Annotated in this window: 24 protein-coding genes; 11 read left to right on the forward strand and 13 right to left on the reverse strand. The window is 68.9% G+C overall.

Annotated features, from left to right (window positions below; translation table 11 throughout):
* Position 1 precedes the first annotated feature (1 nt).
* Together AAHB17_RS04050 and AAHB17_RS04055 are read left to right on the forward strand one after the other, a co-directional pair.
* Positions 2–580 carry a rhodanese-like domain-containing protein gene (locus AAHB17_RS04050; RefSeq protein WP_342129211.1) on the forward strand — a complete coding sequence of 193 codons (579 nt, stop codon included), beginning with the start codon at positions 2–4 and terminating at the stop codon, positions 578–580.
* Between the two features lie 89 nt (positions 581–669).
* Positions 670–969: a hypothetical protein gene (locus AAHB17_RS04055; protein WP_342129212.1), complete on the forward strand. Its 300-nt coding sequence runs from the start codon at positions 670–672 to the stop codon at positions 967–969.
* Here AAHB17_RS04055 and AAHB17_RS04060 read toward each other — a convergent pair.
* Positions 943–1,929, reverse strand: a complete 987-nt coding sequence (locus tag AAHB17_RS04060; RefSeq protein ID WP_342129213.1) for a LysR family transcriptional regulator — start codon at positions 1,927–1,929, stop codon at positions 943–945. The two genes, AAHB17_RS04055 and AAHB17_RS04060, sit on opposite strands and share 27 nt — an antisense overlap.
* A 208-nt stretch (positions 1,930–2,137) precedes the next feature.
* On the opposite strand from AAHB17_RS04060, the gene AAHB17_RS04065 reads away from it, so the two are divergent.
* The 3 genes from AAHB17_RS04065 (at position 2,138) to AAHB17_RS04075 (ending at position 4,528) form a co-directional block, all read left to right on the forward strand.
* Positions 2,138–2,485 (forward strand): DUF4148 domain-containing protein, encoded by a 348-nt coding sequence (locus AAHB17_RS04065; RefSeq protein ID WP_342129214.1) that lies wholly within the window; start codon positions 2,138–2,140, stop codon positions 2,483–2,485.
* 77 nt (positions 2,486–2,562) lie between these two features.
* Positions 2,563–2,910, forward strand: a complete 348-nt coding sequence (locus AAHB17_RS04070) for a DUF4148 domain-containing protein (protein WP_342129215.1) — start codon at positions 2,563–2,565, stop codon at positions 2,908–2,910.
* A gap of 400 nt (positions 2,911–3,310) precedes the next feature.
* Positions 3,311–4,528, forward strand: coding sequence for an acyl-CoA dehydrogenase family protein (locus tag AAHB17_RS04075; protein WP_342129216.1), 1,218 nt, complete (start codon positions 3,311–3,313; stop codon positions 4,526–4,528).
* 109 nt (positions 4,529–4,637) lie between these two features.
* On the opposite strand, the gene AAHB17_RS04080 is transcribed toward AAHB17_RS04075, so the two are convergent.
* From AAHB17_RS04080 to AAHB17_RS04130, 11 genes are all read right to left on the reverse strand, one after another.
* Entirely contained in the window at positions 4,638–5,402 is a 765-nt protein-coding gene (locus tag AAHB17_RS04080) for an SDR family NAD(P)-dependent oxidoreductase (protein ID WP_342129217.1), read from the reverse strand.
* Positions 5,403–5,415: 13 nt separating this feature from the next.
* Positions 5,416–6,402: a branched-chain amino acid ABC transporter permease gene (locus AAHB17_RS04085; RefSeq protein WP_342129218.1), complete on the reverse strand. Its 987-nt coding sequence runs from the start codon at positions 6,400–6,402 to the stop codon at positions 5,416–5,418.
* Between the two features lie 10 nt (positions 6,403–6,412).
* Complete coding sequence (locus AAHB17_RS04090) at positions 6,413–7,294, reverse strand: branched-chain amino acid ABC transporter permease (protein WP_342129219.1); 882 nt, start codon at positions 7,292–7,294, stop codon at positions 6,413–6,415.
* Positions 7,295–7,323: 29 nt separating this feature from the next.
* Positions 7,324–8,034 carry an ABC transporter ATP-binding protein gene (locus tag AAHB17_RS04095; protein ID WP_342129220.1) on the reverse strand — a complete coding sequence of 237 codons (711 nt, stop codon included), beginning with the start codon at positions 8,032–8,034 and terminating at the stop codon, positions 7,324–7,326.
* Entirely contained in the window at positions 8,027–8,788 is a 762-nt protein-coding gene (locus tag AAHB17_RS04100; RefSeq protein ID WP_342129221.1) for an ABC transporter ATP-binding protein, read from the reverse strand. The genes AAHB17_RS04095 and AAHB17_RS04100 overlap by 8 nt, the downstream gene beginning before the upstream one ends.
* A gap of 25 nt (positions 8,789–8,813) precedes the next feature.
* Positions 8,814–9,566 carry an SDR family NAD(P)-dependent oxidoreductase gene (locus tag AAHB17_RS04105; RefSeq protein WP_342129222.1) on the reverse strand — a complete coding sequence of 251 codons (753 nt, stop codon included), beginning with the start codon at positions 9,564–9,566 and terminating at the stop codon, positions 8,814–8,816.
* A 26-nt stretch (positions 9,567–9,592) separates the two neighbouring features.
* Positions 9,593–10,471 (reverse strand): SMP-30/gluconolactonase/LRE family protein, encoded by an 879-nt coding sequence (locus tag AAHB17_RS04110; RefSeq protein WP_342129223.1) that lies wholly within the window; start codon positions 10,469–10,471, stop codon positions 9,593–9,595.
* Positions 10,458–11,702, reverse strand: coding sequence for an oxidoreductase (locus tag AAHB17_RS04115; RefSeq protein WP_342129224.1), 1,245 nt, complete (start codon positions 11,700–11,702; stop codon positions 10,458–10,460). Before AAHB17_RS04115 ends, AAHB17_RS04110 begins: the two co-directional genes overlap by 14 nt.
* A gap of 30 nt (positions 11,703–11,732) precedes the next feature.
* Entirely contained in the window at positions 11,733–12,953 is a 1,221-nt protein-coding gene (locus tag AAHB17_RS04120) for an ABC transporter substrate-binding protein (RefSeq protein WP_342129225.1), read from the reverse strand.
* A gap of 140 nt (positions 12,954–13,093) precedes the next feature.
* Positions 13,094–14,740, reverse strand: coding sequence for a long-chain-fatty-acid--CoA ligase (locus AAHB17_RS04125; RefSeq protein WP_342129226.1), 1,647 nt, complete (start codon positions 14,738–14,740; stop codon positions 13,094–13,096).
* 89 nt (positions 14,741–14,829) lie between these two features.
* Positions 14,830–15,621 carry an SDR family NAD(P)-dependent oxidoreductase gene (locus AAHB17_RS04130; RefSeq protein ID WP_342129227.1) on the reverse strand — a complete coding sequence of 264 codons (792 nt, stop codon included), beginning with the start codon at positions 15,619–15,621 and terminating at the stop codon, positions 14,830–14,832.
* 216 nt (positions 15,622–15,837) lie between these two features.
* On the opposite strand from AAHB17_RS04130, the gene AAHB17_RS04135 reads away from it, so the two are divergent.
* On the forward strand, positions 15,838–16,578 hold the full coding sequence (locus AAHB17_RS04135; protein ID WP_342129228.1) for an IclR family transcriptional regulator: 741 nt from the start codon (positions 15,838–15,840) through the stop codon (positions 16,576–16,578).
* A 78-nt stretch (positions 16,579–16,656) separates the two neighbouring features.
* On the opposite strand, the gene AAHB17_RS04140 is transcribed toward AAHB17_RS04135, so the two are convergent.
* Complete coding sequence (locus AAHB17_RS04140) at positions 16,657–17,541, reverse strand: LysR substrate-binding domain-containing protein (RefSeq protein WP_342129229.1); 885 nt, start codon at positions 17,539–17,541, stop codon at positions 16,657–16,659.
* A 128-nt stretch (positions 17,542–17,669) separates the two neighbouring features.
* On the opposite strand from AAHB17_RS04140, the gene AAHB17_RS04145 reads away from it, so the two are divergent.
* The 5 genes from AAHB17_RS04145 to AAHB17_RS04165 are packed head-to-tail and all read left to right on the forward strand — an operon-like array spanning position 17,670 to position 22,397.
* The gene (locus tag AAHB17_RS04145; protein ID WP_342129230.1) at positions 17,670–18,635 is read left to right on the forward strand and encodes a tripartite tricarboxylate transporter substrate binding protein; all 966 of its coding nucleotides are present in this window, start codon (positions 17,670–17,672) and stop codon (positions 18,633–18,635) included.
* A gap of 56 nt (positions 18,636–18,691) precedes the next feature.
* Entirely contained in the window at positions 18,692–19,390 is a 699-nt protein-coding gene (locus AAHB17_RS04150; RefSeq protein ID WP_342129231.1) for an RraA family protein, read from the forward strand.
* Positions 19,387–20,310, forward strand: coding sequence for an NAD(P)-dependent oxidoreductase (locus tag AAHB17_RS04155; RefSeq protein WP_342129232.1), 924 nt, complete (start codon positions 19,387–19,389; stop codon positions 20,308–20,310). The genes AAHB17_RS04150 and AAHB17_RS04155 overlap by 4 nt, the downstream gene beginning before the upstream one ends.
* Positions 20,311–20,317: 7 nt before the next feature.
* Entirely contained in the window at positions 20,318–21,382 is a 1,065-nt protein-coding gene (locus tag AAHB17_RS04160) for a cyclase family protein (protein ID WP_342129233.1), read from the forward strand.
* A 49-nt stretch (positions 21,383–21,431) separates the two neighbouring features.
* A complete protein-coding gene (locus AAHB17_RS04165) occupies positions 21,432–22,397 on the forward strand; it encodes a tripartite tricarboxylate transporter substrate binding protein (RefSeq protein WP_342129234.1) in 966 nt (321 codons plus the stop codon).
* The last annotated feature ends 11 nt before the right edge of the window (positions 22,398–22,408 follow it).

Genomic DNA, 22,408 nt, shown 5'->3' on the forward strand with positions numbered 1-22,408 from the left:
CATGGAAGCTGCAATGCAACTGGCGATAGACGCCAACTTTGGCGGCCTCGGGCGCTGGCGCGAGGCGCACGCGGCCTGTGCCGGCGGCGGTCCGGCGCGGCTGGTGTTCCAGCCCAGCACCGGCACGCTGGCCTGGCGGTGCGACGGCGGCGAGGGCGACGGCGGGGTGGTGGTGGTGCTGGAGCGCGCGGCCGGCCAGCCGCTGGAGCCGGTGGACTGGGCCGAGGTCTATGCGTGTTACCAGGCAGCGGTGCTGGACACCAGCGGCGCCTGGGGCGCCTCGCACGACGACGTGGCTGGCGCGCTGCTGCTGGATGTGCGCCGCGCCGGTGTGTTCGAGCTGGCGCAGGACACCCTCCCGGGCGCGCGGTGGCGCAACCCGGCCGAGGTGGCGGCGTGGGCGGCTGACTGCCCACGGTCGCGGCCGGTGATCGTCTATTGTGTCTATGGCCACGAGGTCGGCCGCGCCACCGCCCTGCGCCTGCGTGCCGCCGGCGTGGACGCGCGCTATCTGCGCGGCGGCATCGACGGCTGGAAGACCGCCGGGCGGCCCGTGACGGCGAAGGCGCCAGGGGCGTGAAGGCGGCTTCGGGGCTTCAGTAGAATCACCGGCCCGGACGACCGGCACCCCGTGTGCCGCGTGCCTTTTCACACACCTTTCGAACACCCATGCGTTATTCCGTCTCCCACCACAAGCTCAACCAGATCCTGTCGGCCCATGGCCTCAAATCGGGTGACGCGGGTGGCATCGACCAGCTGTTTGGCGGTGCCGACGGTTACTACTGGTTCGGCACGGTGCGCGACCTGTGCCCGCCCGGCAAGACCATCTCGTGGGACAACCAGTACGCGATGGTCAACGCCATCCAGGCCCACGAAAACGCCACCGCCGCCGAGGACGAGATGAAGCCCCAGGTGCCCAGCGCCGCCAACATCGCCGCGCTGTCAAAGGTGCTGGGCGACCCGATCTGAGGCGGCCGCCCGGGCGCTGCGGTTTTCCTGGCAGGCCTCGCAGGCCTGCAGGGCGCTGGCGGCCTGTTGCTGGGTCTGGGACACCAGGAAGTCCAGGAACACCCGCGTGCGCTGCGGAATGAACTTGCGGCTAGGCATGGCGGCGTACATGGCCAGCTTGCCCGTGATCCAGGGGGCCAGCACGCGCACCAGGCTGCCCTGCATGAGGTGGGGGGCCGCCACGTCCATCGACATCGAGGAGATGCCGGCGCCATCGAGCGTGGCCCGCAGCAGCGTGTCGGTGTGGTTGGCCGTGATCACCGAGGTGACCTCGACCTCCTCGACCTGGCCGGGCGCCGCGTCCGACCACAGGCGCCACAGGCGGATGCGGCCGTTGGCCAGCTTCAGCCGCAGGCAGTCGTGCTGCGACAGCGCCTGCGGCGTCTCGGGCGAGCCGCGCCGCGCCACATAGGCCGGTGAGGCCACCAGGATGGCTTCCGACGCCAGCACCCTGCGGGCCACCACATTGCCGTCGAAGCTGTCGTCGGTGCCCATCAGCGTGATGTCGAAATCCTCGATCGGGGGCTCGGTCAGCGTCTCGACCTCGACATCGACCAGGATCTTGGGGTAGCGCAGCCGGAACTCGGCCAGCAGCGGCGCGATCACGTGGGTGGCCAGGATGGGCGGCGCGTGCAGGCGCAGCGTGCCCGCGAGTTCCTGCGTGTGGGCGCTGGCCACGGCGTGCGCCTCGTCGATGTCCTGCAGGATGCTGCGCACCCGGCTCAGGTAGGCCTGCCCGGCCTCGGTCAGCGACTGGCGCCGGGTCGTGCGCTGCAGCAGCCGGGCGCCCAGGCTGTCCTCCAGGTCGGCGATCAGCCGCGTGACCACGGGCGCCGACATGTCCAGCGAGCGGGCGGCGGCGGCGAAGCCGCCTTCGTCCACCACCCGTTCAAACACACGCATCGAAAGCAAACGGTCCATGGCGACACCTTGGGGTTGTTGTGCACGAAAATTGTTTCTAAATTAGAAACACTGCATGACACTTTATCCTGTTTTTCTTCTTTAACGGAAATTTTAAAGTACACCCATCGACGAAACGGATGTGACAACAAGCCCGCTGCCACGACGTGATCACCAGCCGAAACGACTGGGTTGTCGAGTCAATCCACACCCTGAAAGGACATCCATCATGAACCGCTCTTACGTTTCCGCCATCGCCCTGTCCCTCGCCGCACTGTCCGCTGGCAACGCCATGGCGCTTGAAGCCGGCGACCGTGGCCTGGGCCTCAGCGACGACTTCGGCCGCCCGACCACCAGCGCCGCCAGCCAGCTGACCCGCGCCCAGGTGCAGGCCGAGTACCAACGCGCCGCCGCCGCCGGCCAGGTGGCCGCCTCCGGCGACCGCGAAACCCGCGTGGGCACCGTGGCCCAGGCCAGCACCTCGGGCGTGAGCCGCGAGGCCGTGCGCGCCGAGTACCAGCGTGCCGCCGCCGCTGGCGAAGTGCTGCCGTCCGGCGACCGCGTGGTCCATCTGTGAGCCGTCAGCCGACGCCCCGACCGAACCCGTTTTCACGAACCCCATCCCTCCCTCATTTCCCTCCAAGGACATCCATCATGAACCGCTCTTACGTTTCCGCCATCGCCCTGTCCCTCGCCGCCCTGTCCGCTGGCAACGCCATGGCGCTTGAAGCCGGCGACCGTGGCCTGGGCCTCAGCGACGACTTCGGCCGCCCGACCACCAGCGCCGCCAGCCAGTTGACCCGCGCCCAGGTGCAGGCCGAGTACCAGCGCGCCGCCGCCGCCGGCCAGGTGGCCGCCTCCGGCGACCGCGAAACCCGCGTGGGCACCGTGGCCCAGGCCAGCACCTCGGGCGTGAGCCGCGAGGCCGTGCGCGCCGAGTACCAGCGTGCCGCCGCCGCCGGCCTGGTGAGCCCCTCCGGCGACCGCGTGACCCACCTGTGAGTCGCGTGCGCGGTGCTGGCGCCGTGTCGCCATAAGAACTTGTCCGTCAATTTGGCGGGGCCGCGTTGGGACGCAATCGGGATGAGTTGACCGCACAGACCCGCCGCATGGGCTCATGCCCATGCAAGGGGTTGGGTGGGCAAATCGCCCGATTTCGTCCCAACCCGAAGGGCAAGTGCCTTTTTGGGCGGTCTGCGGCGTTGCAAAGCCTCGACGGGTCACCGGCCCGTCTGTGTTTTGCGCCTTGCAGCCCATCCCAAAAAGGCGCTTGCGCGGCCCCGCCTAATTGACGGACAAGTTCTAAGCTCAGTCGCGGGGGTGACGGGCCGTGTGGCGGCAGGGCTTCTAAAGCGGGACCCGCGTTGATACCCTTGGCTGCTCCAACGATCAGGACCACGCCATGTTTGCCGACCCATCTCCCCGCACCACCGATCTGTTGAACCGCATGCGGCGGTTTTTCGATCAGCACATCTACCCCAACGAAGGCCGCTACCACGAAGAGATGGATGCCTTCCGCCGCCAGGGCAACGCGTGGCAGGTGTCGCCGCTGATCGAGGAACTGAAGCCCCTGGCGCGCGAGGCCGGCCTGTGGAACATGTTCCTGCCCCACACCCACCGTGGCGTGCCGGGCATCTCCAACCTGGACTACGCGCCCCTGTGCGAACTCATGGGCCGGGTGTCCTGGTCGGGCGAGGTCTTCAACTGCTCGGCGCCCGACACCGGCAACATGGAAACCATCGAGCGCTACGGCACCGAGGCGCACAAGGACCAGTGGCTGGAGCCGCTGCTGCGCGGCGAGATCCGCTCGGGTTTTCTGATGACGGAGCCTGCCGTGGCCTCGTCCGACGCCACCAACATCCAGTGCACGATCACGCGCGACGGCGACGCGTACGTGATCAACGGCCGCAAGTGGTTTTCCTCCGGCGCCGGCAGCCCGCGCTGCAAGATCTTCATCGTCATGGGCAAGACCGACCCCGACGCGCCGCGCCACGCGCAGCAGTCCATGGTGCTGGTGCCCAGGGACACCCCGGGCATCACCGTGCTGCGGCACCTGTCGGTGTTTGGCTACGACGACGCGCCCCACGGCCACATGGAGGTGCTGCTGGAGAACGTGCGCGTGCCAGTGGGCAACATCCTGCTGGGCGAGGGGCGCGGGTTCGAGATCGCCCAGGGCCGACTGGGCCCGGGCCGCATCCACCACTGCATGCGTTCGATCGGCGCCGCCGAGCGCGCGCTGGAAATGATGTGCGACCGGCTGCGCCAGCGTGTCGCCTTCGGCCGGCCGCTGGCCGAACAGTCGATCTGGCACGAACGCATCGCCGAGTCGCGCTGCCTGATCGACCAGGCGCGGCTGCTGACGCTGAACGCCGCCTACAAGATGGACACCGTGGGCAACAAGGCCGCGCGCGCCGAGATCGCCATGATCAAGGTGGTGGCGCCCAACATGTCCTGCCAGGTGGTGGACTGGGCCATACAGGCCCATGGCGCCGCTGGCGTCAGCCAGGACTTCTGGCTGGCCGAGGCCTACGCGCACCAGCGCACGGTGCGCATCGTCGACGGCCCGGACGAAGTGCACCGCAACGCCATCGCCAAGATCGAACTCGCCAAAAGGGTCTGAAATCCCACCCCCGTCGCTTGCCCGCTGCGCGTGGCCGCATCCCCCCTCAAGGGAGCGACACCAGCCGTCCGGCAGAGCCGGCCCGGCGGTGTCCCCCGGCTCAACCCCTTCACACCGCTAATACGCCGCCGTCCACCACCAGGGTGACGCCGTTGACGTAGCTGGCCATTTCCGAAGCCAGGAACACCGCCGGTTGCGCCAGTTCGGACGGCTGGCCCAGGCGGCCGCTGGGGATGCGCGCCATGAAACGCTGCAGCCGCTCCGGGTTGGCACGGGTGGCATCGGTCATGGGCGTGACGATCACGCCCGGCGCCAGCGCGTTGACGCGAATGCCATCGGGGCCGAGGTCGGCCGCCATCGACTGGGTCAGCATCTTGACCGCGCCCTTGGAGGCGGAATAACCCACACACCCGGCCTGCGCGATGAAGGCCGCGCCCGAGGCCACGTTGATGATGTTGCCGCGCGTGCGGCGCAGCGCCGGCAGCCAGGCGTGGATGGTGTTGAAGGTGCCGAACAGGTTGACGTCCACCACCTTGCGCAGGTGGGCGTGGGCCTGGGGGCTGTCGATGCCTTCGCGGATCAGCAGGCCGGCGTTGTTGACCAGCACGTCGAGGTCGCCGATCTCGGCGCCCACGCGCTGGGCGAGTGCGGCCGCGGCCTCGGCGTCGCTCACGTCCAGGGCAAAGGTCCAGCCTTCGCCGCCGGTCTCGCGCACCGCCGCCAGCGTGGCGGCGCAGGCCTCGGCGCTGAGGTCGGTGATGAGCACGCGGGCACCGGCGGCGGCGAAGGCCACGGCGATGGCCTGGCCGATGCCGCTGGCCGCGCCGGTGACCAGGGCCAGCTTGCCGGCCAGAAGGGGAGGTGTTGTCGACATGGAGCTTCCTGCTTCAGTGGGTGGTGTGTGCCCGGGCGGTGGGGGGCGTGGCCGCCTGGGATGGTGCGGCGCGGCGTTGCTGGCGGTCTTTCCACCAGGCCAGGTACTGGCCGACGATGCCCTTGCGGAACAGCATCACCACCACCACGAAGACGGCGCCCTGGATGATCAGCACCCACTCGGCGAAGGACGCCAGGTAGTGTTCCATGGAGATGATGATCAGCGCGCCCACCACCGGGCCCAGCAGCGTCTGCAGGCCGCCCACGATGCAGATCAGCAGGGCCTCGCCCGAGGTGTTCCAGCCGACATCGGACAGGCTGGCCAGCTGGAAGGCCATCACCTTGGTGGCACCCGCCAGGCCCGCCAGCGCGGCCGACAGCGTGAAGGCGATCAGCTTGTAGCGGTTGACCTGGTAGCCCAGCGACAGGGCCCGGGGCTCGTTGTCGCGGATGGACTTGAGCACCTGGCCAAACGGCGAATACACGGTGCGGTAGATCAGCCAGAAGCCAAACACCACCAGCAGCAGGGCCAGGTAGTACATGGCCAGGTTGTTGTCGGTCGGAATCACACCCAGGAAGTGCGGACGCGGCACCGCCTGCAGGCCGTCCTCGCCCCCGGTGAAGGGCAGGCGCAGCGCCAGGAAGTACACCATCTGCGCGAAGGCCAGGGTGATCATCGAAAAGTAGATGCCCTGGCGGCGGATGGCGAGCAGGCCGGTGAGGAAACCCAGCGTGGCGGCGATGCCCACGCCAGCGAGCACGCCCACCACGCCGTCGACGCCCCAGGTCTTGAGCACGTGGCCGGTGACGTAGCTGGACGCGCCATAGAACATGGCGTGGCCAAAGGAGAGCAGGCCCACGTAGCCGATCAGCAGGTTGAGCGACGCCGCCAGCAGGGCGAAGCACATCAGCTTGATGAGGAACAGCGGGTAGACCACATAGGGCGCCAGGCACAGCAGCACCAGGCCGGCGATCAGCAGATTGCGTTGCAGGGAGCTCATCTTGGTTCTCTCAATCAGCGCGGCCGAACAGGCCATTGGGGCGGAAGGCCAGCGTGAGGATCATGACCACGAAGATCACGACGCTGGCGCCCTCGGGGTAGAACACCTTGGTCAGGCCTTCGATGACGCCCAGACCAAAACCCGTGATGATGGAGCCGATGATGGAGCCCATGCCGCCGATCACCACCACGGCGAACACCACGATGATGAGGTTGGAGCCCATCAGCGGGCTGACCTGGTAGATGGGCGCGGCCATGACGCCGCCAAACCCGGCCAGGCCCACCGCCAGGCCATAGGTCAGCATCAGCATGCGGGGCACGTTGACGCCGAAGCTGCGCACGAGGTTGGGGTTCTCGTTGGCAGCGCGCAGGTAGGCACCGAGCTTGGTGCGTTCGATGAAGTACCAGGTGCCCAGGCACACCGCCAGCGCCACGCCGATCACCCAGACCCGGTACAGGGGCACGAAGGTCACGGACAGGTCCAGCCCGCCCTGCATGGGGTTGGGGTAGGGCTGGCCGCTGACGCCGAACTTGAGGCGGAAGGCGCCCTCCATGAGCAGGGCCACGCCAAAGGTCAGCAACAGCGCGTAGACGTGGTCCACGTGGTAGAGGTGGCGCAGGAAGACGCGCTCCATCAGCACCCCGAACACGGCCACCACCAGCGGCGCCAGGATCAGCGCCCACCCGTAGCCCAGGCCGAAGTACTCCAGCAGGCCCCAGGCCACGAAGGCGCCCATCATGTACTGCGCGCCGTGGGCGAAATTGACCACGTGCAGCAGGCCGAAGATGATGGACAGGCCCAGGCTCATCAGCGCATAGAAGGCGCCGTTGATCAGGCCGATGACCACCTGGCCGACCAGGGCCGCGAGCGGCACCCCGAAAATCGTATCCATTGTTGTTGTCTCCTAGGGGGTGGTGGCGGTCACAGGCCCAGCAGCGCTTCGATGCGTGCTCGGTTGGGGGCGATGTCGTCCTGCTTGAACTGGTCCACCACCGTGCCTTCCTCGATCACGTAGAAGCGGTCGGCCAGCTGCGAAGCGAAGCGGAAGTTCTGCTCCACCATCAGCACCGTGAAGCCGCGCTGGCGCAGCAGGCGGATGGTCTGGCCGATCTTCTCGACGATGACCGGTGCCAGGCCTTCGGTGCATTCGTCGAGCAGCAGCAGCTTGGCGCCGGTGCGCAGGATGCGGGCGATGGCCAGCATCTGCTGCTCGCCGCCCGAGAGCTTGGTGCCCGGGCTGTTGCGGCGCGTCAGCAGGTTGGGGAACAGCTCGTAGATCTCGGCGATGCTCAGGCCGCCGGGCCGCAGCACCGGAGGCAGTTCCAGGTTTTCCTCGGTGGTGAGGCTGGCGAAGATGCCGCGCTCCTCCGGGCAGTAGGCCGCGCCCAGGTGAGCGATGGCCTCGGGCGGCAACCCGGCGGTGGACTGGCCCTGCAGCACGATCTGGCCGCCGCGCTTGTGCAGCAGTCCCATGATGGCGCGCAGCGTGGTGGTCTTGCCTGCGCCGTTGCGGCCCAGCAGACAGACGATCTCGCCCTCGTGCACGTCGAGGCTGATGTCGTGCAGGGCCTGGGTCTCGCCGTAGTGGCCGGTCAGGTGGGTCACCTGCAGCAGGGGCTTGGACTCAGCCATGGGCGCCTCCCACGTAGGCGTCGATCACGCGCGGGTCCACCGACACCTCGGCGTAGCTGCCCTCGGCCAGCACCTGGCCCGACTGCAGCACCGTCACCTGATCGCACAGTTCGGCGATGACTTTCATGTTGTGTTCCACCATCAGCACGGTGCGGCCCTGGGCCACCCGCTTGATCAGTTGCATGACGGGGCCGATGTCCTCGTGCCCCAGGCCGGCCATGGGCTCGTCGAGCAGGATCAGCTCGGGCTCCAGCGCGATGGTGGTGGCCAGTTCCAGCACCCGCTTGCGGCCGTAGGGCAGTTCGGCGGCCGGCAGATCGGCCCACTTGCCCAGGCCCACCAGGTCCAGCAGTTCGCGCGCGCGGGCGTCCAGCACGTGCAGCACGCTCTGGTTGCGCCAGAAGGCGTAGTTCCAGCGCGTCTTGCGCTGCAGGGCCACGCGCACGTTCTCCAGCACCGTCATCTGGCCGAACACGGCCGAGATCTGGAAGGAGCGCACCAGGCCGCTGTCGGCCACGGTGGCCGGGTCGCTGTGCTCGATGTGGCGGCCGTTGAACCGGATGGTGCCGGCGGTGGGCTTGAGGAAGGTGCTCAGCAGGTTGAAGCAGGTCGTCTTGCCGGCGCCGTTGGGGCCGATCAAGGCATGGATCGAATGGCGGCGGACGTTGAGGTCGACGTCCTTGACCGCGTAGAAACCCCGGAACTGCTTGCTCAGTCCCTGGGCCTGGAGGATGTGGTCGGCACTGGCATTCATGGGCGGACTCGTGGTGGGGTGGGTGTCACAGGAACGCGTGGGTCACGCCGCCGTCGACCTTGATGCATTCGCCGGTGATCCAACTGCTCTCGTCGCTGGCCAGGAAGGCCACCGCCGAGGCGATGTCCTCGACCTCGCCCAGGCGGCGCATGGGCGTCTTGGCCAGGCGCAGCGCGGCCTTCTCGGGGTCAACGTTGATCTTCACGCCTTCGGTGGCCACCGAGCCCGGGCCGATGGCGTTGACGCGGATGCCACGCGGCCCCAGGTCGACCGCGGCCGAACGTGTCAGCCCCAGCACGCCGGCCTTGACGCCGCAATAGATCATGGCCTGAGGAATGCCGAGGAAGGCCGCCGCCGAGGCGATGTTGACCACGCTGCCGCCACGGTCCATGTGGGCCGACGCCGCCTGTATGCCCCAGACCACCGAGTTGAAGCCGGTGCCCACCATGCGCTGCACGGCCTCGGGCGTCAGTTCGTCGATGGGGCCGTAACGCACCCACATGGCGTTGCTGACCAGCACGTCCAGGCGGCCGAACTGCTGCTTGAGTGCGCCTGCCGCGTTGAACAGGGTGTCGCGCTGCGCCACGTCGCCGCCGAAGGCCACGGCCTGGTGGCCGGCGGCACGCAATTCGGCGGCGGCTTCCTCGGCCAGTTCGAGCTTGAGGTCCAGCACGCCCACGGTGGCGCCGCCGGCGGCCAGCCGCTCCACGATGGCGCGGCCGATGCCGCGCGCGCCGCCGGTGACCAGGGCCACGCGCCCTTCGAATGCTTGAGTCATGGTTGTTGTTCCTGTGAGGGTGTGGGTCAGAGTCCGCGGTCGTCGAAGCGCACTTCGGGCAGGCCGCGCGCACCCGTGCCTCGGATGGCCATCAGCGCACCACCGTGGGGGTGGTCGGTGCGCAGCATGTTGCCCGAGTCACGGATGCTGGTGAGGTAGAGGGTGTCGAGCTCGGGACCGCCAAAACAGGGGCAGGTCACGTAGGGCACCGGGCAGTCGATCAGGCGGTCCAGGCGGCCATCGGGGTGGAAGCGTGCCAGCTGCGCGCTCAGCACCAGGGCCACCCACAGCCCGCCCTCGGCATCGACGGTGGCGCCGTCCGGGGCCGAGTTCCAGGGGGCGATGTCGATGAAGGGCTCGCGCGGGCCGACGGCGCCGGTGGCGGTGTCGTAGGGGTAGCGCAGGATCTGCCGGCTCATGCTGTCGGCGAAATACATCCAGCGGCCATCGGGGCTGAAGCAGGTGGTGTTGGAGACGCGAAAGCCCCGGTCCACCTCGCGCAGCGTGGCGCCGCTGAGCTGGTACAGGGCCCCCAGCGGCTCGTGGCTGTGCTTGACCAGCGAGCCCACCACGAAGCGGCCGGCGCGGTCGACCCGGCCATCGTTGAGGCGGACGTTGTCGGCCGCATGCCGCATCTGCAGCAGCGGCGTGATGGTGCCGCTGCGCGGGTCCAGCCGCACGAAGCGGTCGACCAGGGCCACCAGCAGCTGGCCGCTTTCGCACAGGGCGATGGAGCCGATCTCCTCGGGCAGCGTCCAGTGCGACTGCGCGCCGGTGTCCGGCTGGAGGTGGCGCACCACATGGCGGCGCGCGTCGATCCAGTAGAGCGACTGGCTGGCCACGTCCCACAGCGGGCACTCGCCCAGCAGGTCCTGGCCGGTGGGCAGGATGTCAAACGCCAGCATGCGAGGCTCCCTGGTGTTGACGCGCCTGCAGGCGCCGCAGATCGGCGGCGTCGCGCACGGCGTCAGCGCTGGCGGCGCGCCGCGTCAGCCACATGCGGTAGGGGCGCGGCCAGTGCGCCATGCCGTTGTCCAGGCCCAGCGCGCGCTCGGCGTGCAGGGCCCAGTTGGGGTTGTACAAGGCCTCGCGGCCGATGGCGACCAGGTCGGCCTGGCCGGCTTGCAGCAGGGCCTCGGCCTGCTCGGGCACGATGATGTTGCCCACCGCCATCACCTGCACGCCGGCCTCGTGGCGCAGGCGCTGGCCGTCGTCGGCGCGGAAGTCCAGGTCGCTGCGGCGCGACTGCAGGCGGGTCGGGTAGCTGGAGATGCCACCGGCCGAGGAGGCATCGATGACGTCAACGCCACGCTCGCGCAGGGCCGCGCACAGGCCGGTCAGGTCTTCGTGGCGCAGGTCGCCGCTGTCCAGGTCGGCCAGCGAGATGCGCCAGAACAGGGGCAGCTGCCGCGGCCAGTGGCGGCGCACCGATTCGGCCACTTCCAGCGCAAAACGCTGGCGCCGCAGGGCGTCGCCGCCGTAGGCGTCGGTGCGGGTGTTGGCCACCGGCGACAGGAACTGGTGGATGAGGTAGCCGTGGGCGCCATGCACCTCCAGCACCTCGAAGCCGGCCGCGTGGGCGCGGCGCGCGGCCTGGCCGTAGGCGTCGACCAGCCGAGCGATGCCGTCCACCGACAAGGCCTCGGGTGTGGGCCAGCCCTCGCCGGTGGGCAAGGCGCTGGGGCCGACCACCGGCCAGGCCGGCTCGCCCCGCGCCGCGTCGGCCTGGTTCAGCGGGCCGTGGCCATGCCACCAGGTCTGCAGCCCGCCCTTGCGGCCGGTGTGGCCCAGCTGGATGGCCGGCACCGCGCCGTGGGTCTTGAGCGTGTGCGCCACCCGTGCCAGCGGCTCGATCTGGCCGTCGTGCCACAGGCCCAGGTCGCCGTGGGTGTTGCGCCCGCGCGGCTCCACGGCGGTGGCGCCGGCGAACACCACCCCCGCGCCGCCGAGCGCGAAGCGCGCCAGGTGGATCAGGTGCCAGTCGTTGGCCAGGCCCTCGTGCGCCGCGTACTGCTGCATGGGCGAGATGACGACCCGGTTGCGCGCCGCCACGTCCCGGCAGGACCAGGGCGTGAACAGGCGGGCCAGCGCCCCGGTGGGGGCCACGCACTGACGGCTGACGGTTTCGGTGTGCATGCGGATCGGCCTCTGGCGTGTGGCGTCGGCTTACTTCTTGACGAAGTCGCAGCCGCCTTCGGACAGCGGACGGAAGGCCTGGTCGGCCGGGATCTCGCCCTTGATGGCGTAGAGGTCGTTCTTGTTCTTGGACTCGGCCGGCGACTTGACCTGCACGATGTAGGTCGGACGCATGACCTGGCCGTCCTCGCGGATGGCCACGTTCTTGGACATGAAGTCGTTGACCGGCGTGGCCTTCATCTTGGCCACCACGGCCTGGCCTTCGTCGGAGCCGGCGGCCTGCACGGCCTTGAGGTAGTGCATGGTGGCGCTGTAGGCGCCGGCCATGATGTAGGTGGGGATCACGCCCTTGTTGCGGTCGGTGAAGCGCTTGGACCAGGCGCGGGTCTCGTCGTTCTGGTCCCAGTAGAAGGGCGCGGTGATCTGCAGGCCCTGGGCCACGTCCAGGCCCATGGCGCCCACGCTGTTGATGGTCATGCCGAACACCGTGACCACCTGTCCGCTCTTGGACAGGCGGTACTCGGCGGCCTGCTTGAGCGCGTTGGACAGGTCCAGGCCGGCGTTGAGCACCACGATGGCCTGCGCCTTGCTGGCCTGGGCCTGCAGCAGGTAGGACGAGAAGTCGGTGGTGCCCAGCGGATGCTTGACCGAACCGACGACCTTGCCGCCGGCGGCTTCGATGAACTTGGTGGCCTCGGTCTGCAGCGCGGTGCCGAAGGCGTAGTCCACGGTCACGAAATAGAAGCTCTTGATGCCCTGCTTGACCAGGCTCTGCACACCGGCCTTGGGCAGCGAGTAGGTGTCCACCAGGAACTGGAAGTTCATCGGCGAGCAGGCCTTGGTGGTGAGGTCGGAGGTGACCGTGCCGGCGACCAGGTAGGGCTTGTTGTGCTGCTTCATCATGGCGCTGACGCTCAGCGCGATGGACGAGGCCGAGCCGCCGACGATGGCATCGACCTTTTCGCTCTCGATCCACTTGCGGGCGATGTTGGTGCCGACGTCGGGCTTGTTCTGGTCGTCGGCCACCACCACCTCGATGTTCTTGCCGTTGACCTTGCCGCCGAAGTCCTCCACCGCCATGCGCACGGCGAGGGTGGAGCCGGGGCCGCCGTTGCCCGAGTAGGGCCCGGTCTGGTCGGCCATCACGCCGATGCGCACGACGTCGTCGGAAATCTGGGCGTGGGCGCCGGTGGCGGCCAGCAGGGCCAGCAGGCTGGCGGCGCTCAGGGTGTTGAGCTTGCGGTTCTTCATGGTCTGTCTCCAGTGGTTGGGGCGGATGGTGGGGACCGGCGGCGCCCCTGCCGCTGGCCGGTGGTCTCTTCTTGCGGACGTTCTCTTCTCTTCTTCTACAGGCCGTGGCGCGCCGCGTGGGACGCGCCACGGGTGTCGGTTCACGCCGGGTCGGTGACCAGGCGGTGGCCCCGGAACTGCTCGCGCAGCCGGGTCTTGAGCAGCTTGCCGGTGGCGGTGTGGGGCAGCTCGTCGACGAAGACGACTTCGTCAGGCAGCCACCAGCGCGCCACGCGTTCCTTCATGAATGCCAGCAGCTCGGCGCCGTCGATCTGCTCGCCGGGCTTGGGCACGACGATCAGCAGCGGGCGCTCCTGCCACTTGCTGTGGGGCAGTCCAATGACGGCGGCCTCGCGCACCTGGGGGTGGCCCACGGCCAGGTTTTCCAGGTCGATGGAGCTGATCCATTCGCCGCCGGACTTGATGACGTCCTTGCTGCGGTCGGTGATCTGCACGTAGCCGTCGGTGTCGATCAGGGCCACGTCGCCGGTGCTGAACCAGCCCTGCGCGTCCAGCGCCGAGCCGGCCTCGCTGCCATAGTAGGCCGACAGCACCCAGGGGCCGCGCACGCGCAGCTCGCCCATCTGCTGGCCATCGTGGGGCAGGGGCTGGCCGTCGGCGCCGAAGATCTCGACCTCGACCCCGAAGATCGGCCGGCCCTGGCGGCACTGCACGTCGAACCGGGCGTCCAGCGGCAGGCCTTCGTGCTTGGGCAGCAGGTTGCCGATGGTGGCCAGCGGGCTGGTTTCGGTCATGCCCCAGGCCTGGATCACGTAGGCGCCCAGCAGGTGTTCGAAGCGTTCGATGATGGCGCGCGGCGCGGCCGAGCCGCCCACCACCACCCGCTTGAGCCGCAGCTCGGACAGGTCCAGGCCGGCGCGCTGCTGTTCGATGTGCTGGAAGAAGCCCAGCCACACCGTGGGCACGCCGAGCGAGAAGGTGCAGCCCTCGTCGCGCATGGCGGCGTAGAGCTTGTCGCCGCTCAGGCCCGAGCCCGGCAGCACCAGCTTGGCGCCACACATGGCCGCGGCGTAGGGCACGCCCCAGGCGTTGACGTGGAACATGGGCACGGCCAGCAGCACGCTGTCGCGGGCGTTCAGCCCCAGGCCATCGACCGTGCAGGCGGTGAAGGAATGCAGCACGGTGGAGCGGTGGCTGTAGAGCACGCCCTTGGGGTGGCCGGTGGTGCCCGAGGTGTAGCACATCGACGAGGCCGTGTTCTCGTCCAGCGCCGGCCAGGCGAAGTGCTCATCGCCTTGTGCCAGCAGGTCCTCGTAGCAGCACAGGCCGGGCAGGTCCAGCGCGGGCAGCTGGTCGGGCCGGCACAGGGCGACGAAGCGCTTGACCGTGGTGAGCTGGGGCGCGATCTGGGTCAGCAGGCCGGCGAAGTCGAGGTCGAAGCAGACGATGCCGTCCTGGGCGTGGTTGAGGATGTAGGCGATCTGCTCGGGGAACAGGCGCGGGTTCACGGTGTGCAGCACGGCGCCCATGCCGGCCACCGCGTAGTACAGCTCCAGGTGGCGGTCGGTGTTCCAGGCCAGGGTGGCCACGCGGTCGCCCTGGGCCACGCCCAGGCCGCCCAGGGCACTGGCCAGGCGGCGCGCGCGCTGGTGCACGGTGCGCCAGTTGCTGCGCCGCAACTCGCCGCCGTGCAGGGTGGAGACCACCTCGACGTTGCCGTGGGCGGCCGCCGCGTGTTCGATCAGCCCCGAAATCAGGAGCGGTTTTGGCTGCATCAGTCCCAACATGGTGGGGGTCCTTCTTGTCTCGTTGTCTGTCTAATTACATGCCGGCCGGTAAGTAAAAATCGTAGCACCACCGGTCGGCGCTGTGCGGTTCAGCGTTTCATTTTTTTTTGCCAACCGGCCATGTTCACCGCACCCATCACCGTGTGCTGCAGGCCACCGTCCACCAGCAGGTCGACGCCGGTGATGTAGGCGGCGTCCTTGCCCATCAGGAAGGCCACGGCACCGGCCATGTCCTGCGGCAGGCCGATGCGGCGCAGCGGCACCCGCGCCTCGCGCTGGGCGCGGGCCTCGGGTTCGCGGTAGGCGGGGGCGGTGCCCGGCGTCACGGTCATGCCGGGCGAGACCGAGTTGACGCGTATGCCGTCCGGGCCCCATTCCACCGCCAGCTGTCTGGCCAGCATCAGGGCGGCGGCCTTGCTCGGGCTGTAGGCGCCCAGCGGCGCGGTGGCGTGGCTGCCGGAGATGGAGGCTGTGATGACGAAGCTGCCGCCGCTGGCCTTGAGCGCCGGGTGGCAGGCGCGCGCCAGCAGCCAGGGGGCGCGGGCGTGCAGGGCGAAGACCTTGTCCCAGTCTTCCAGCCGGTAGTCGAGCAGCGCGCCGGGGATGGCGGCGCCGGCGTTGCTGGCCACGGCGTCGAGGCCGCCAAACGCCTGGGCAGCGGCGGCCAGCGCGGCCGGGTGTCCGGGCTGCGACATGTCGCCCGTCACCACCCGCGCTTCGCCGCCCAGTGCGCGCACCTCATCGGCCAGCGATTGCAGTTCGTCTTCATGCAGGTCGGTCAGCACCAGCCGGGCGCCGCCGTGTTGGGCGGCATCGGCGGCGAGGCGCAAGGCGATGGCCCGGCCTATGCCTCGGGCCGCGCCGGTGACGATGGCTCGCATGGCGTTCAGCCAACCCGGCGTGGGCGGGGTTGGCCGGGCTGCCGGAGGCGGGGGACGGGGTGTCCGTGGAACAGGCCGCTGTGCATCTTTGTCTCCTTGTTCTGAGGGGTTCTGGACCCTTGAGGCACAGAATACCTGCCGACCGGCAGGTAATCAAGTTATTATTCAAATGTGTGACGCAATATCACGTATGAATTTTTTCTGGAGTCTGGACCCATGATCTCCCCCGTGAAGTCGGCCGTGCGCGTGCTCGAAATCCTCGAGTATTTCAAGCGCGAGCAGGCCCCGCGCTCGCTCAAGGAGCTGTGCACCGCGCTGGACTACCCGCAGTCGAGCTCGACCGTGCTGCTCAAGAACCTGATCGCGCTGGGCTACCTGAGCTACGACCGCAGCACGCGCCTGTACTTTCCGACGCTGCGGGTCAGCGCCCTGGGCGACTGGATCAGCCACGCGCTGTTCGGCCAGGGCGAGATCTTCGAGATCATGCGCGACGCCCACAGCGCCACCGGCGAGACGGTGTCCATCGCGCTGCAGAACGACGTCTACCTGCAGTACATCCGGGTCATCCAGTCGACCCATGCGCTGCGTTTCCACACCGAGGAGGGCAGCATGCGCCCGCTCACGCTGTCGGCCACGGGCTGGATGCTGATGTCCCAGCTGGACGACAAGAGCGTGGAGAAGCTGGTGCGGCGCGCCAACATCGCCACGCCAGCCAAGGACGACCGCCAGCCGCTGGAGCTGATGATGCAGCGCGTGGCCCAGGCGCGCGTGGACGGCGCGACCTACGCCGAGAACATCCCGCTGCTGGGCGGGGGCACGGTGTGTGTGCTGCTGCCGGTGAAGGTGCAGGGGCGCGCGGTGGCCCTGGGGATGGGCGGCGCGGTCGAGCGCATCCGGCCCAACCGCGAACGCTACACCGACCTGCTCCGGCAGCTGGCGGCGTCGCTCAAGCCTTAGAACTTGTCCGTCAATGAGGCGGCCCCGCCTCTTTGACGGACAAGTTCTTTGGTTGTCGTGGCGGCCCCCCGGCGGGCCTCATCTGGCGGCGCTGGCCAGCAGGGCGATCAGCCGCTTGGCCACCGGCGGCACATAGCTGTTCTCGCGGTAGGTCACGACCAGGCGCCGGTGCATGGTGGCCTCCTTGACGGGCACCTCCCTGAGCTGTGAGGTGGCATGGGCCTTGTCCAGGTGGTGGCGCGAGATGAAGCTCAGCAGGCCGGTCTCCGCGATCAGCGCGGGGAGCATCAGCAGCATGGTGCTCTCCACCTGCACGCGCGGGCGGGGCAGCTGCTTGCGGTCGAAGGCGTGGTCCAGCCAGTCGCGGGTCGGCGCGCCGGGCGGCTGCAGGACCCAGCGGTAGCGGGTCAGGTCGCGCAGGGTCGGCTTGATGTGGTGAATCTCGTGCCCCGCGCTGGCGGCCACGACGATGGTGTCCGCGGCGAGCACCTGGGACACGTACCCGGGTGCCTCGGCGCCCTCGGTGCCCACCATGAGATCGATCTCGCCGGCGTACAACTGGGGCCTGAGGGTGTCGACCAGGCCGACCACGGTCTTCAGCGTCACTTCCGGTGCCTGCGCCATCAGCTCTCGCGCCGCGCGCGGCAGCAGGAACTGGGCCGCGGTCGGCACGATGCCCAGCCGGATGTGGCCGGACAGCCCGAGGCCGATGTCGCCCATTTCCCGCTTCGCTTCCTCCACGTCGAAGCGCATGCGCTGCGCCCACTTCAGCAGCACTTTGCCGGCGGCGGTCAGGCGGATGCCACGGCCCGCCTTCTCGAACAGCGGCGCCCCGCAGGACTCTTCCAGGCGACGGATGCAGCTGGTCAGCGCCGGCTGCGTGCGGTGCAGCCGGGCGGTCGCCTGTCCGATGTGTTCGAGCTCGGCAATGGTCTCGAAATAGCGGAGGTCGCGCAGGTCCATGTCAAAAGCCAGATTGATGTATTTCAATAAATTATCGATTGGACTGTATCTGTTGAAAGCCCAATACTCAAGCCCATCAACGGGAAGCCGGCGAGGTTGCCGGGAACCCGACCTTGGAGACACACACCATGCTGAACCGCCGCGCCCTGGTCGCGCTCGTCGCCTTCGCCGCTTCCGCCGCCGCACACGCGCAGGCCTACCCCAACCGCCCCATCCGCGTCGTCGTGCCGTTCCCGGCCGGCGGCGGCACCGACATCATCGCGCGGGAAGTCACGCAGAAGGTCACCAGCACGACGGGCTGGACCTTCGTCGTGGACAACAAGCCGGGCGCCGGGGGCAACCTCGGGGTGGAAGCGGCGGCCAAGTCGCCCGCCGACGGCTACACCATCGTGCTGGGCCAGACCAGCAACCTGGCCATCAACCCGACGCTGTACGCCAAGATGCCCTACGACTCGGTGAAGGACCTCGCCCCCATCATGGTGGTGGCCAATGCGCCGCTGGTCATGGTGACCGGGGCCAATTCGGCGCACAAGACCCTGGCCGACGTCGTGAAGGCGGCCAAGGCCAAGCCGGGTGCGCTCAACTTCGCCTCTCCGGGCAATGGCACGGTGGCCCACCTCACCAGCGAGCTGTTTCAAGGCGCGGCATCGGTGAAGATGCAGCACGTGCCCTACAAGGGCGCCGCACAGGCGCTGACCGATGTGGTGAGCGGCAACGTCGAGCTCTACATGTCCTCCGTGCCTACCCTGATCGGCCAGATCAAGCAGGGCAAGCTCAGGGCCTTGGCCGTGACGTCGGCCCAACGCGTGGACGACCTGCCCCAAGTGCCCACCATCAACGAGTCGGGCTTCAAGGGCTTTGACGCCGTGACCTGGTTCGGCTTCCTGGCGCCCGCGGGCACGCCCAAGGAGGTGGTGGCCAAGCTGAACGCCGAGTTCAACGCCGCGCTGAAACAGCCCGACCTGCTGAAGAAGCTGGGCGAGCAGGGCGCCGACCCGGTGGGCGGCACCCCCGAGCAGTTCGCCGCCCTCATCAAGGACGACATCGTCCGTTGGGGCAAGGTCGTCAAGCAGTCGGGCGCCCGCATCGACTGAGCCTTTTCCCTTCTCGATCAATCCGCCGGCACCCGCCGGCCTTTCTGGAGATTCCCATGAGTCAAGCCGCTGCATTGCCCGACGTGGTTCGCCACATCGAACGTGTCGACGCCGAAGTCGTTGCCCAGGCCGCGAAGTTTCCATCGTCCATCCTCGCCGACGTGGCCGGGCGGCGCGGCGCGCTGCACGGGCGCATCGCGCCCCTGGCGCCCAGCATGCGCTTTGCCGGTCCGGCCATCACGGTGGAGGTGCGCCCTGGCGACAACCTCATGATCCACGCCGCCATGGCCATCGCCCAGCCGGGCGACGTCATCGTGGTCGATGGCAAGGGCGACCTCTCCAGCGCCCTGATGGGCGAAATCATGTCGCAGCAGTGTGTGGCCCTGGGCGTGGCCGCCGTGGTCATCGACGGCGCGGTGCGCGACAGCGAGGCCATCCGCGAACTCGGCTTCCCGATGTACGCCGCCGGCCTCAACCCCAACGGCCCCACCAAGTTCGTGCCAGGGCGCCTGAACCACCCCATCTCCATCGGTGGCGTCACCGTGAACCCGGGCGACCTGGTGGTGGGCGATGCCGACGGCGTGACCGTGATCGAGCGCGCCAAGGCCGCCGCCATGCTGCCGCTGGCCGGGGAAAAGGTCGCTGCCGAAACCCGGCGCATCGCCCAGATCAAGAGCCGCGAGGCGCTGGCCCCGGTCTGGCTCAACGGCGCGCTGCGCGCCGCTGGCGTCATCAAGGAAGGAGAAACGCTGTGAGCCAACGCCCCACCTTGCTGGTGACCGGCGCCGATCTGGCGCCCCAGGCCCTGGCGCTGCTGGGCGACTTCAACGTCCTCTTTGCCGGCAAGACCCCGACCGAGGACGACGTGGTGGCCCTGTGCCGACAGCATGACCCCGTGGCCATCATCGTGCGCTACAGCAAGGTCGGCGCCGCCGCCATGGACGCCGCGCCCAGCCTGCGCGTGATCTCCAAGCACGGCAGCGGCACCGACACCATCGACAAGGTGGCGGCGCAGGCGCGTGGCATCCGGGTCGTGGCGGCCGTGGGTGCCAACGCCGCCGCGGTGGCGGAGCAGGCGCTGGCGCTGTTGCTGGCCTGCGCCAAATCCGTGGTCACCCTGGACCAGCGCATGCACGCCGGCCACTGGGACAAATCGACCCACAAGAGCATCGAACTCGACGGCCGCACCGTCGGTGTGGTGGGGCTGGGAGCCATCGGCCTGCGCTTTGCCCGCATGGCCCATGCCATGGGCATGCGTGTGCTGGGCTTCGACCCCTACGCGCAGCAGCTGCCGGACTTCATACAGAGCGTCGATCTGGACACCCTGTGGCGCGAGTCCGATGCCATCTCGCTGCACTGCCCGCTCACGGCCGACAACGCCCGGTTGATCAATGCCAGCACCCTGGCGGCGTGCAAGCCCGGCGTGATCATCGTCAACACGGCGCGCGGCGGCCTGATCGACGAGGCGGCGCTGCTGGACGCGGTGAGGTCCGGGCAGGTCGGCGGGGCGGGCCTGGACAGCTTCGCCGTGGAGCCCATGAGCGCGCCGCACCCCTTCCATGGCGAGGCGCGCATCGTGCTGAGCCCGCACATCGGCGGCGTCACGGCCGATGCCTACGTCAAGATGGGCGTGGCGGCCGCGCAGAACGCGCTCGCCGTGCTCAACCACGGCTGAGCCCACCATGGCGCGGCGCTGGAAACAGGCACCCCCAGGGTCCCACTGGGGCGAGTTTGGCGACGACGACCAGCGGGGTCGCATGAACCTGGTGACACCGGCCAAGGTGCTGCAAGGCATGGCCGAGGTTCGCGAAGGGCGCACGTTTTGCCTCTCGTTGCCCCTGGATGTGCCGGGCGGCCGCGCGCTCAACCCGCGCCGCCGGCCGCCCGAACGCTTTGCCGTGCTGCGCGATGGCAAGAGCGCCGGCCAGCAAGGCTTTTGCTGGTCCTACACCGAGGAAGACCCGGACCTCACCGACGTCGTCAACGACGATGTGGTCCTGCTGGGGCTGCAGTATTCCACGCAGTGGGACAGCCTGGCCCACGTCGGTGCCCGGTTCGACGCCGATGGCGACGGTGTGCCCGAGGCCGTTTTCTACAACGGCTACCGGGCCGGCACCGACATCCGGCCCGGCACCGAAGACCCGCAGGCCACGCAGGATTTCGCGCGTTTTCCGGGCCCGCAGGCCGATGCGCTGGGCATTGAACGCCTGGCCGAACACGGGGCCCAGGGCCGGGGCGTGATGATCGACCTGGCGCACCACGTCGGCCGTGTTCGCACGGCGGTGGGCTACGACCAGCTGATGCGCATCCTGGACGCCGACGGCGTCGAGGTCCAGGAGGGCGACATGGTCTGCCTGCACACCGGTTTTGCCGACACGCTGCTGGCCATGAACCGCCAACCGGACGTGAAGCACCTGCACGACACCGGCAGTGGCCTGGACGGCCGGGACAGCAAGCTCCTGAACTGGATCGTGGATGTCCGGCTGGCCTGCCTGATCGCAGACAACCCCGCCGTCGAGCTGGTGGTGCCCAAGCTGCTCACGCCCACGCCCCTGCGCCAACCACGCCTGCCCCTGCACGAACACTGCCTGTTCAAGAACGGCATCCACCTGGGCGAGCTGTGGTACCTGACCGAGTTGGCGCGCTGGCTGCGCACCCACGGGCGCCACCGGTTCCTGCTGACCGCGCCACCGCTGCGCCTGCCGGGTGCGGTGGGTTCGCCCGCCACGCCCATCGCGACGGTGTGACGACAGAACGACGGACCGACGTTTCGGTTCAAACAACGAGGAGACAACGATGCGTATCCGATGGACAAAGGCCGTGCTGGCCAGCGTGGCCCTGGCCTCTGTGTGGGGCGCCCATGCGGCGTGGCCCGACAAACCCGTGAAGCTCGTCGTTCCCTATGCGGCGGGCGGTGCCGCCGACGCATTGGCGCGGGTGGTGGCCGCCGAACTGAGCCTGAGGCTCAAGCAGCAGGTCGTGGTCGACAACAAAGGGGGTGGCGGCGGCACCATCGGCGCACAAGCCGTGGCGCAGGCGCCCGCCGATGGCTACACCTTTCTCTACGACGCAACGTCGTTTGCCGTCAACCCGAGCCTGTTTCCTAAGCTGGGTTTTGACTATGCCCGGGACTTCACGCCCATCGCGATGGTGGCGCGCATCCCGACCCTGCTGGTGGTGCCCGCATCGTCGCCCGTGAACACGGTGGCCGATCTGGTCCAGCTGGCCCGCGCCCAGCCCGGCAAGCTGTCGTACGCATCGGCAGGCAGCGGCGGTGCTGCGCATTTGAGCGGCGAGCTGTTCAAGCAGGGCCACCGCCTGGACGTGCTGCACGTGCCCTACAAAGGTGGCGCACCCGCGCTCACCGACCTGGCCGGCGGCCAGGTCGACATGATGTTCAGCGCCGTGACCGTCTCGGCACCCCTGGTCAAGTCGGGCCGCCTCAAGGCCATCGCCACCGCGTTCGACAAACGCATCGAAGCCATGCCGGAATTGCCCACCGTGGCCGAGACCGGCCTGCCGGGTTTCAGTGCCTACGAATGGAACGCGGTGTTCGCGCCAGCGGGCACGCCCGCCGACGTCGTCGGCCGCATGGAAGCGGAAATGAAGGAGGTCTTGTCGGCCCCCGCCGTGCGCGAGCGCCTGGCGGCCATGGGCGCGCTTCCCGCCACGGGGGGCGCCAAGGCCCTCGGGGCGTTTGTGCTGGCCGAGAGCGCCAAGTGGGCCGCGGTCATCAAAGCGGCCCGCATCAAGTTGGACTGATTCCATTCACC

The sequence above is a fragment of the Hydrogenophaga sp. OTU3427 genome (assembly GCF_038440225.1).
GTDB lineage: Bacteria > Pseudomonadota > Gammaproteobacteria > Burkholderiales > Burkholderiaceae_C > Hydrogenophaga.

Bases quoted from the DNA above. Each gene is read 5' to 3' on its own strand.
- AAHB17_RS04050 (WP_342129211.1), top strand. From the start codon at position 2: ATGGAAGCTGCAATGCAACTGGCGATAGACGCCAACTTTGGCGGCCTC.
- AAHB17_RS04055 (WP_342129212.1), top strand. From the start codon at position 670: ATGCGTTATTCCGTCTCCCACCACAAGCTCAACCAGATCCTGTCGGCC.
- AAHB17_RS04060 (WP_342129213.1), bottom strand. From the start codon at position 1,929: ATGGACCGTTTGCTTTCGATGCGTGTGTTTGAACGGGTGGTGGACGAA.
- AAHB17_RS04065 (WP_342129214.1), top strand. From the start codon at position 2,138: ATGAACCGCTCTTACGTTTCCGCCATCGCCCTGTCCCTCGCCGCACTG.
- AAHB17_RS04070 (WP_342129215.1), top strand. From the start codon at position 2,563: ATGAACCGCTCTTACGTTTCCGCCATCGCCCTGTCCCTCGCCGCCCTG.
- AAHB17_RS04075 (WP_342129216.1), top strand. From the start codon at position 3,311: ATGTTTGCCGACCCATCTCCCCGCACCACCGATCTGTTGAACCGCATG.
- AAHB17_RS04080 (WP_342129217.1), bottom strand. From the start codon at position 5,402: ATGTCGACAACACCTCCCCTTCTGGCCGGCAAGCTGGCCCTGGTCACC.
- AAHB17_RS04085 (WP_342129218.1), bottom strand. From the start codon at position 6,402: ATGAGCTCCCTGCAACGCAATCTGCTGATCGCCGGCCTGGTGCTGCTG.
- AAHB17_RS04090 (WP_342129219.1), bottom strand. From the start codon at position 7,294: ATGGATACGATTTTCGGGGTGCCGCTCGCGGCCCTGGTCGGCCAGGTG.
- AAHB17_RS04095 (WP_342129220.1), bottom strand. From the start codon at position 8,034: ATGGCTGAGTCCAAGCCCCTGCTGCAGGTGACCCACCTGACCGGCCAC.
- AAHB17_RS04100 (WP_342129221.1), bottom strand. From the start codon at position 8,788: ATGAATGCCAGTGCCGACCACATCCTCCAGGCCCAGGGACTGAGCAAG.
- AAHB17_RS04105 (WP_342129222.1), bottom strand. From the start codon at position 9,566: ATGACTCAAGCATTCGAAGGGCGCGTGGCCCTGGTCACCGGCGGCGCG.
- AAHB17_RS04110 (WP_342129223.1), bottom strand. From the start codon at position 10,471: ATGCTGGCGTTTGACATCCTGCCCACCGGCCAGGACCTGCTGGGCGAG.
- AAHB17_RS04115 (WP_342129224.1), bottom strand. From the start codon at position 11,702: ATGCACACCGAAACCGTCAGCCGTCAGTGCGTGGCCCCCACCGGGGCG.
- AAHB17_RS04120 (WP_342129225.1), bottom strand. From the start codon at position 12,953: ATGAAGAACCGCAAGCTCAACACCCTGAGCGCCGCCAGCCTGCTGGCC.
- AAHB17_RS04125 (WP_342129226.1), bottom strand. From the start codon at position 14,740: ATGTTGGGACTGATGCAGCCAAAACCGCTCCTGATTTCGGGGCTGATC.
- AAHB17_RS04130 (WP_342129227.1), bottom strand. From the start codon at position 15,621: ATGCGAGCCATCGTCACCGGCGCGGCCCGAGGCATAGGCCGGGCCATC.
- AAHB17_RS04135 (WP_342129228.1), top strand. From the start codon at position 15,838: ATGATCTCCCCCGTGAAGTCGGCCGTGCGCGTGCTCGAAATCCTCGAG.
- AAHB17_RS04140 (WP_342129229.1), bottom strand. From the start codon at position 17,541: ATGGACCTGCGCGACCTCCGCTATTTCGAGACCATTGCCGAGCTCGAA.
- AAHB17_RS04145 (WP_342129230.1), top strand. From the start codon at position 17,670: ATGCTGAACCGCCGCGCCCTGGTCGCGCTCGTCGCCTTCGCCGCTTCC.
- AAHB17_RS04150 (WP_342129231.1), top strand. From the start codon at position 18,692: ATGAGTCAAGCCGCTGCATTGCCCGACGTGGTTCGCCACATCGAACGT.
- AAHB17_RS04160 (WP_342129233.1), top strand. From the start codon at position 20,318: ATGGCGCGGCGCTGGAAACAGGCACCCCCAGGGTCCCACTGGGGCGAG.
- AAHB17_RS04165 (WP_342129234.1), top strand. From the start codon at position 21,432: ATGCGTATCCGATGGACAAAGGCCGTGCTGGCCAGCGTGGCCCTGGCC.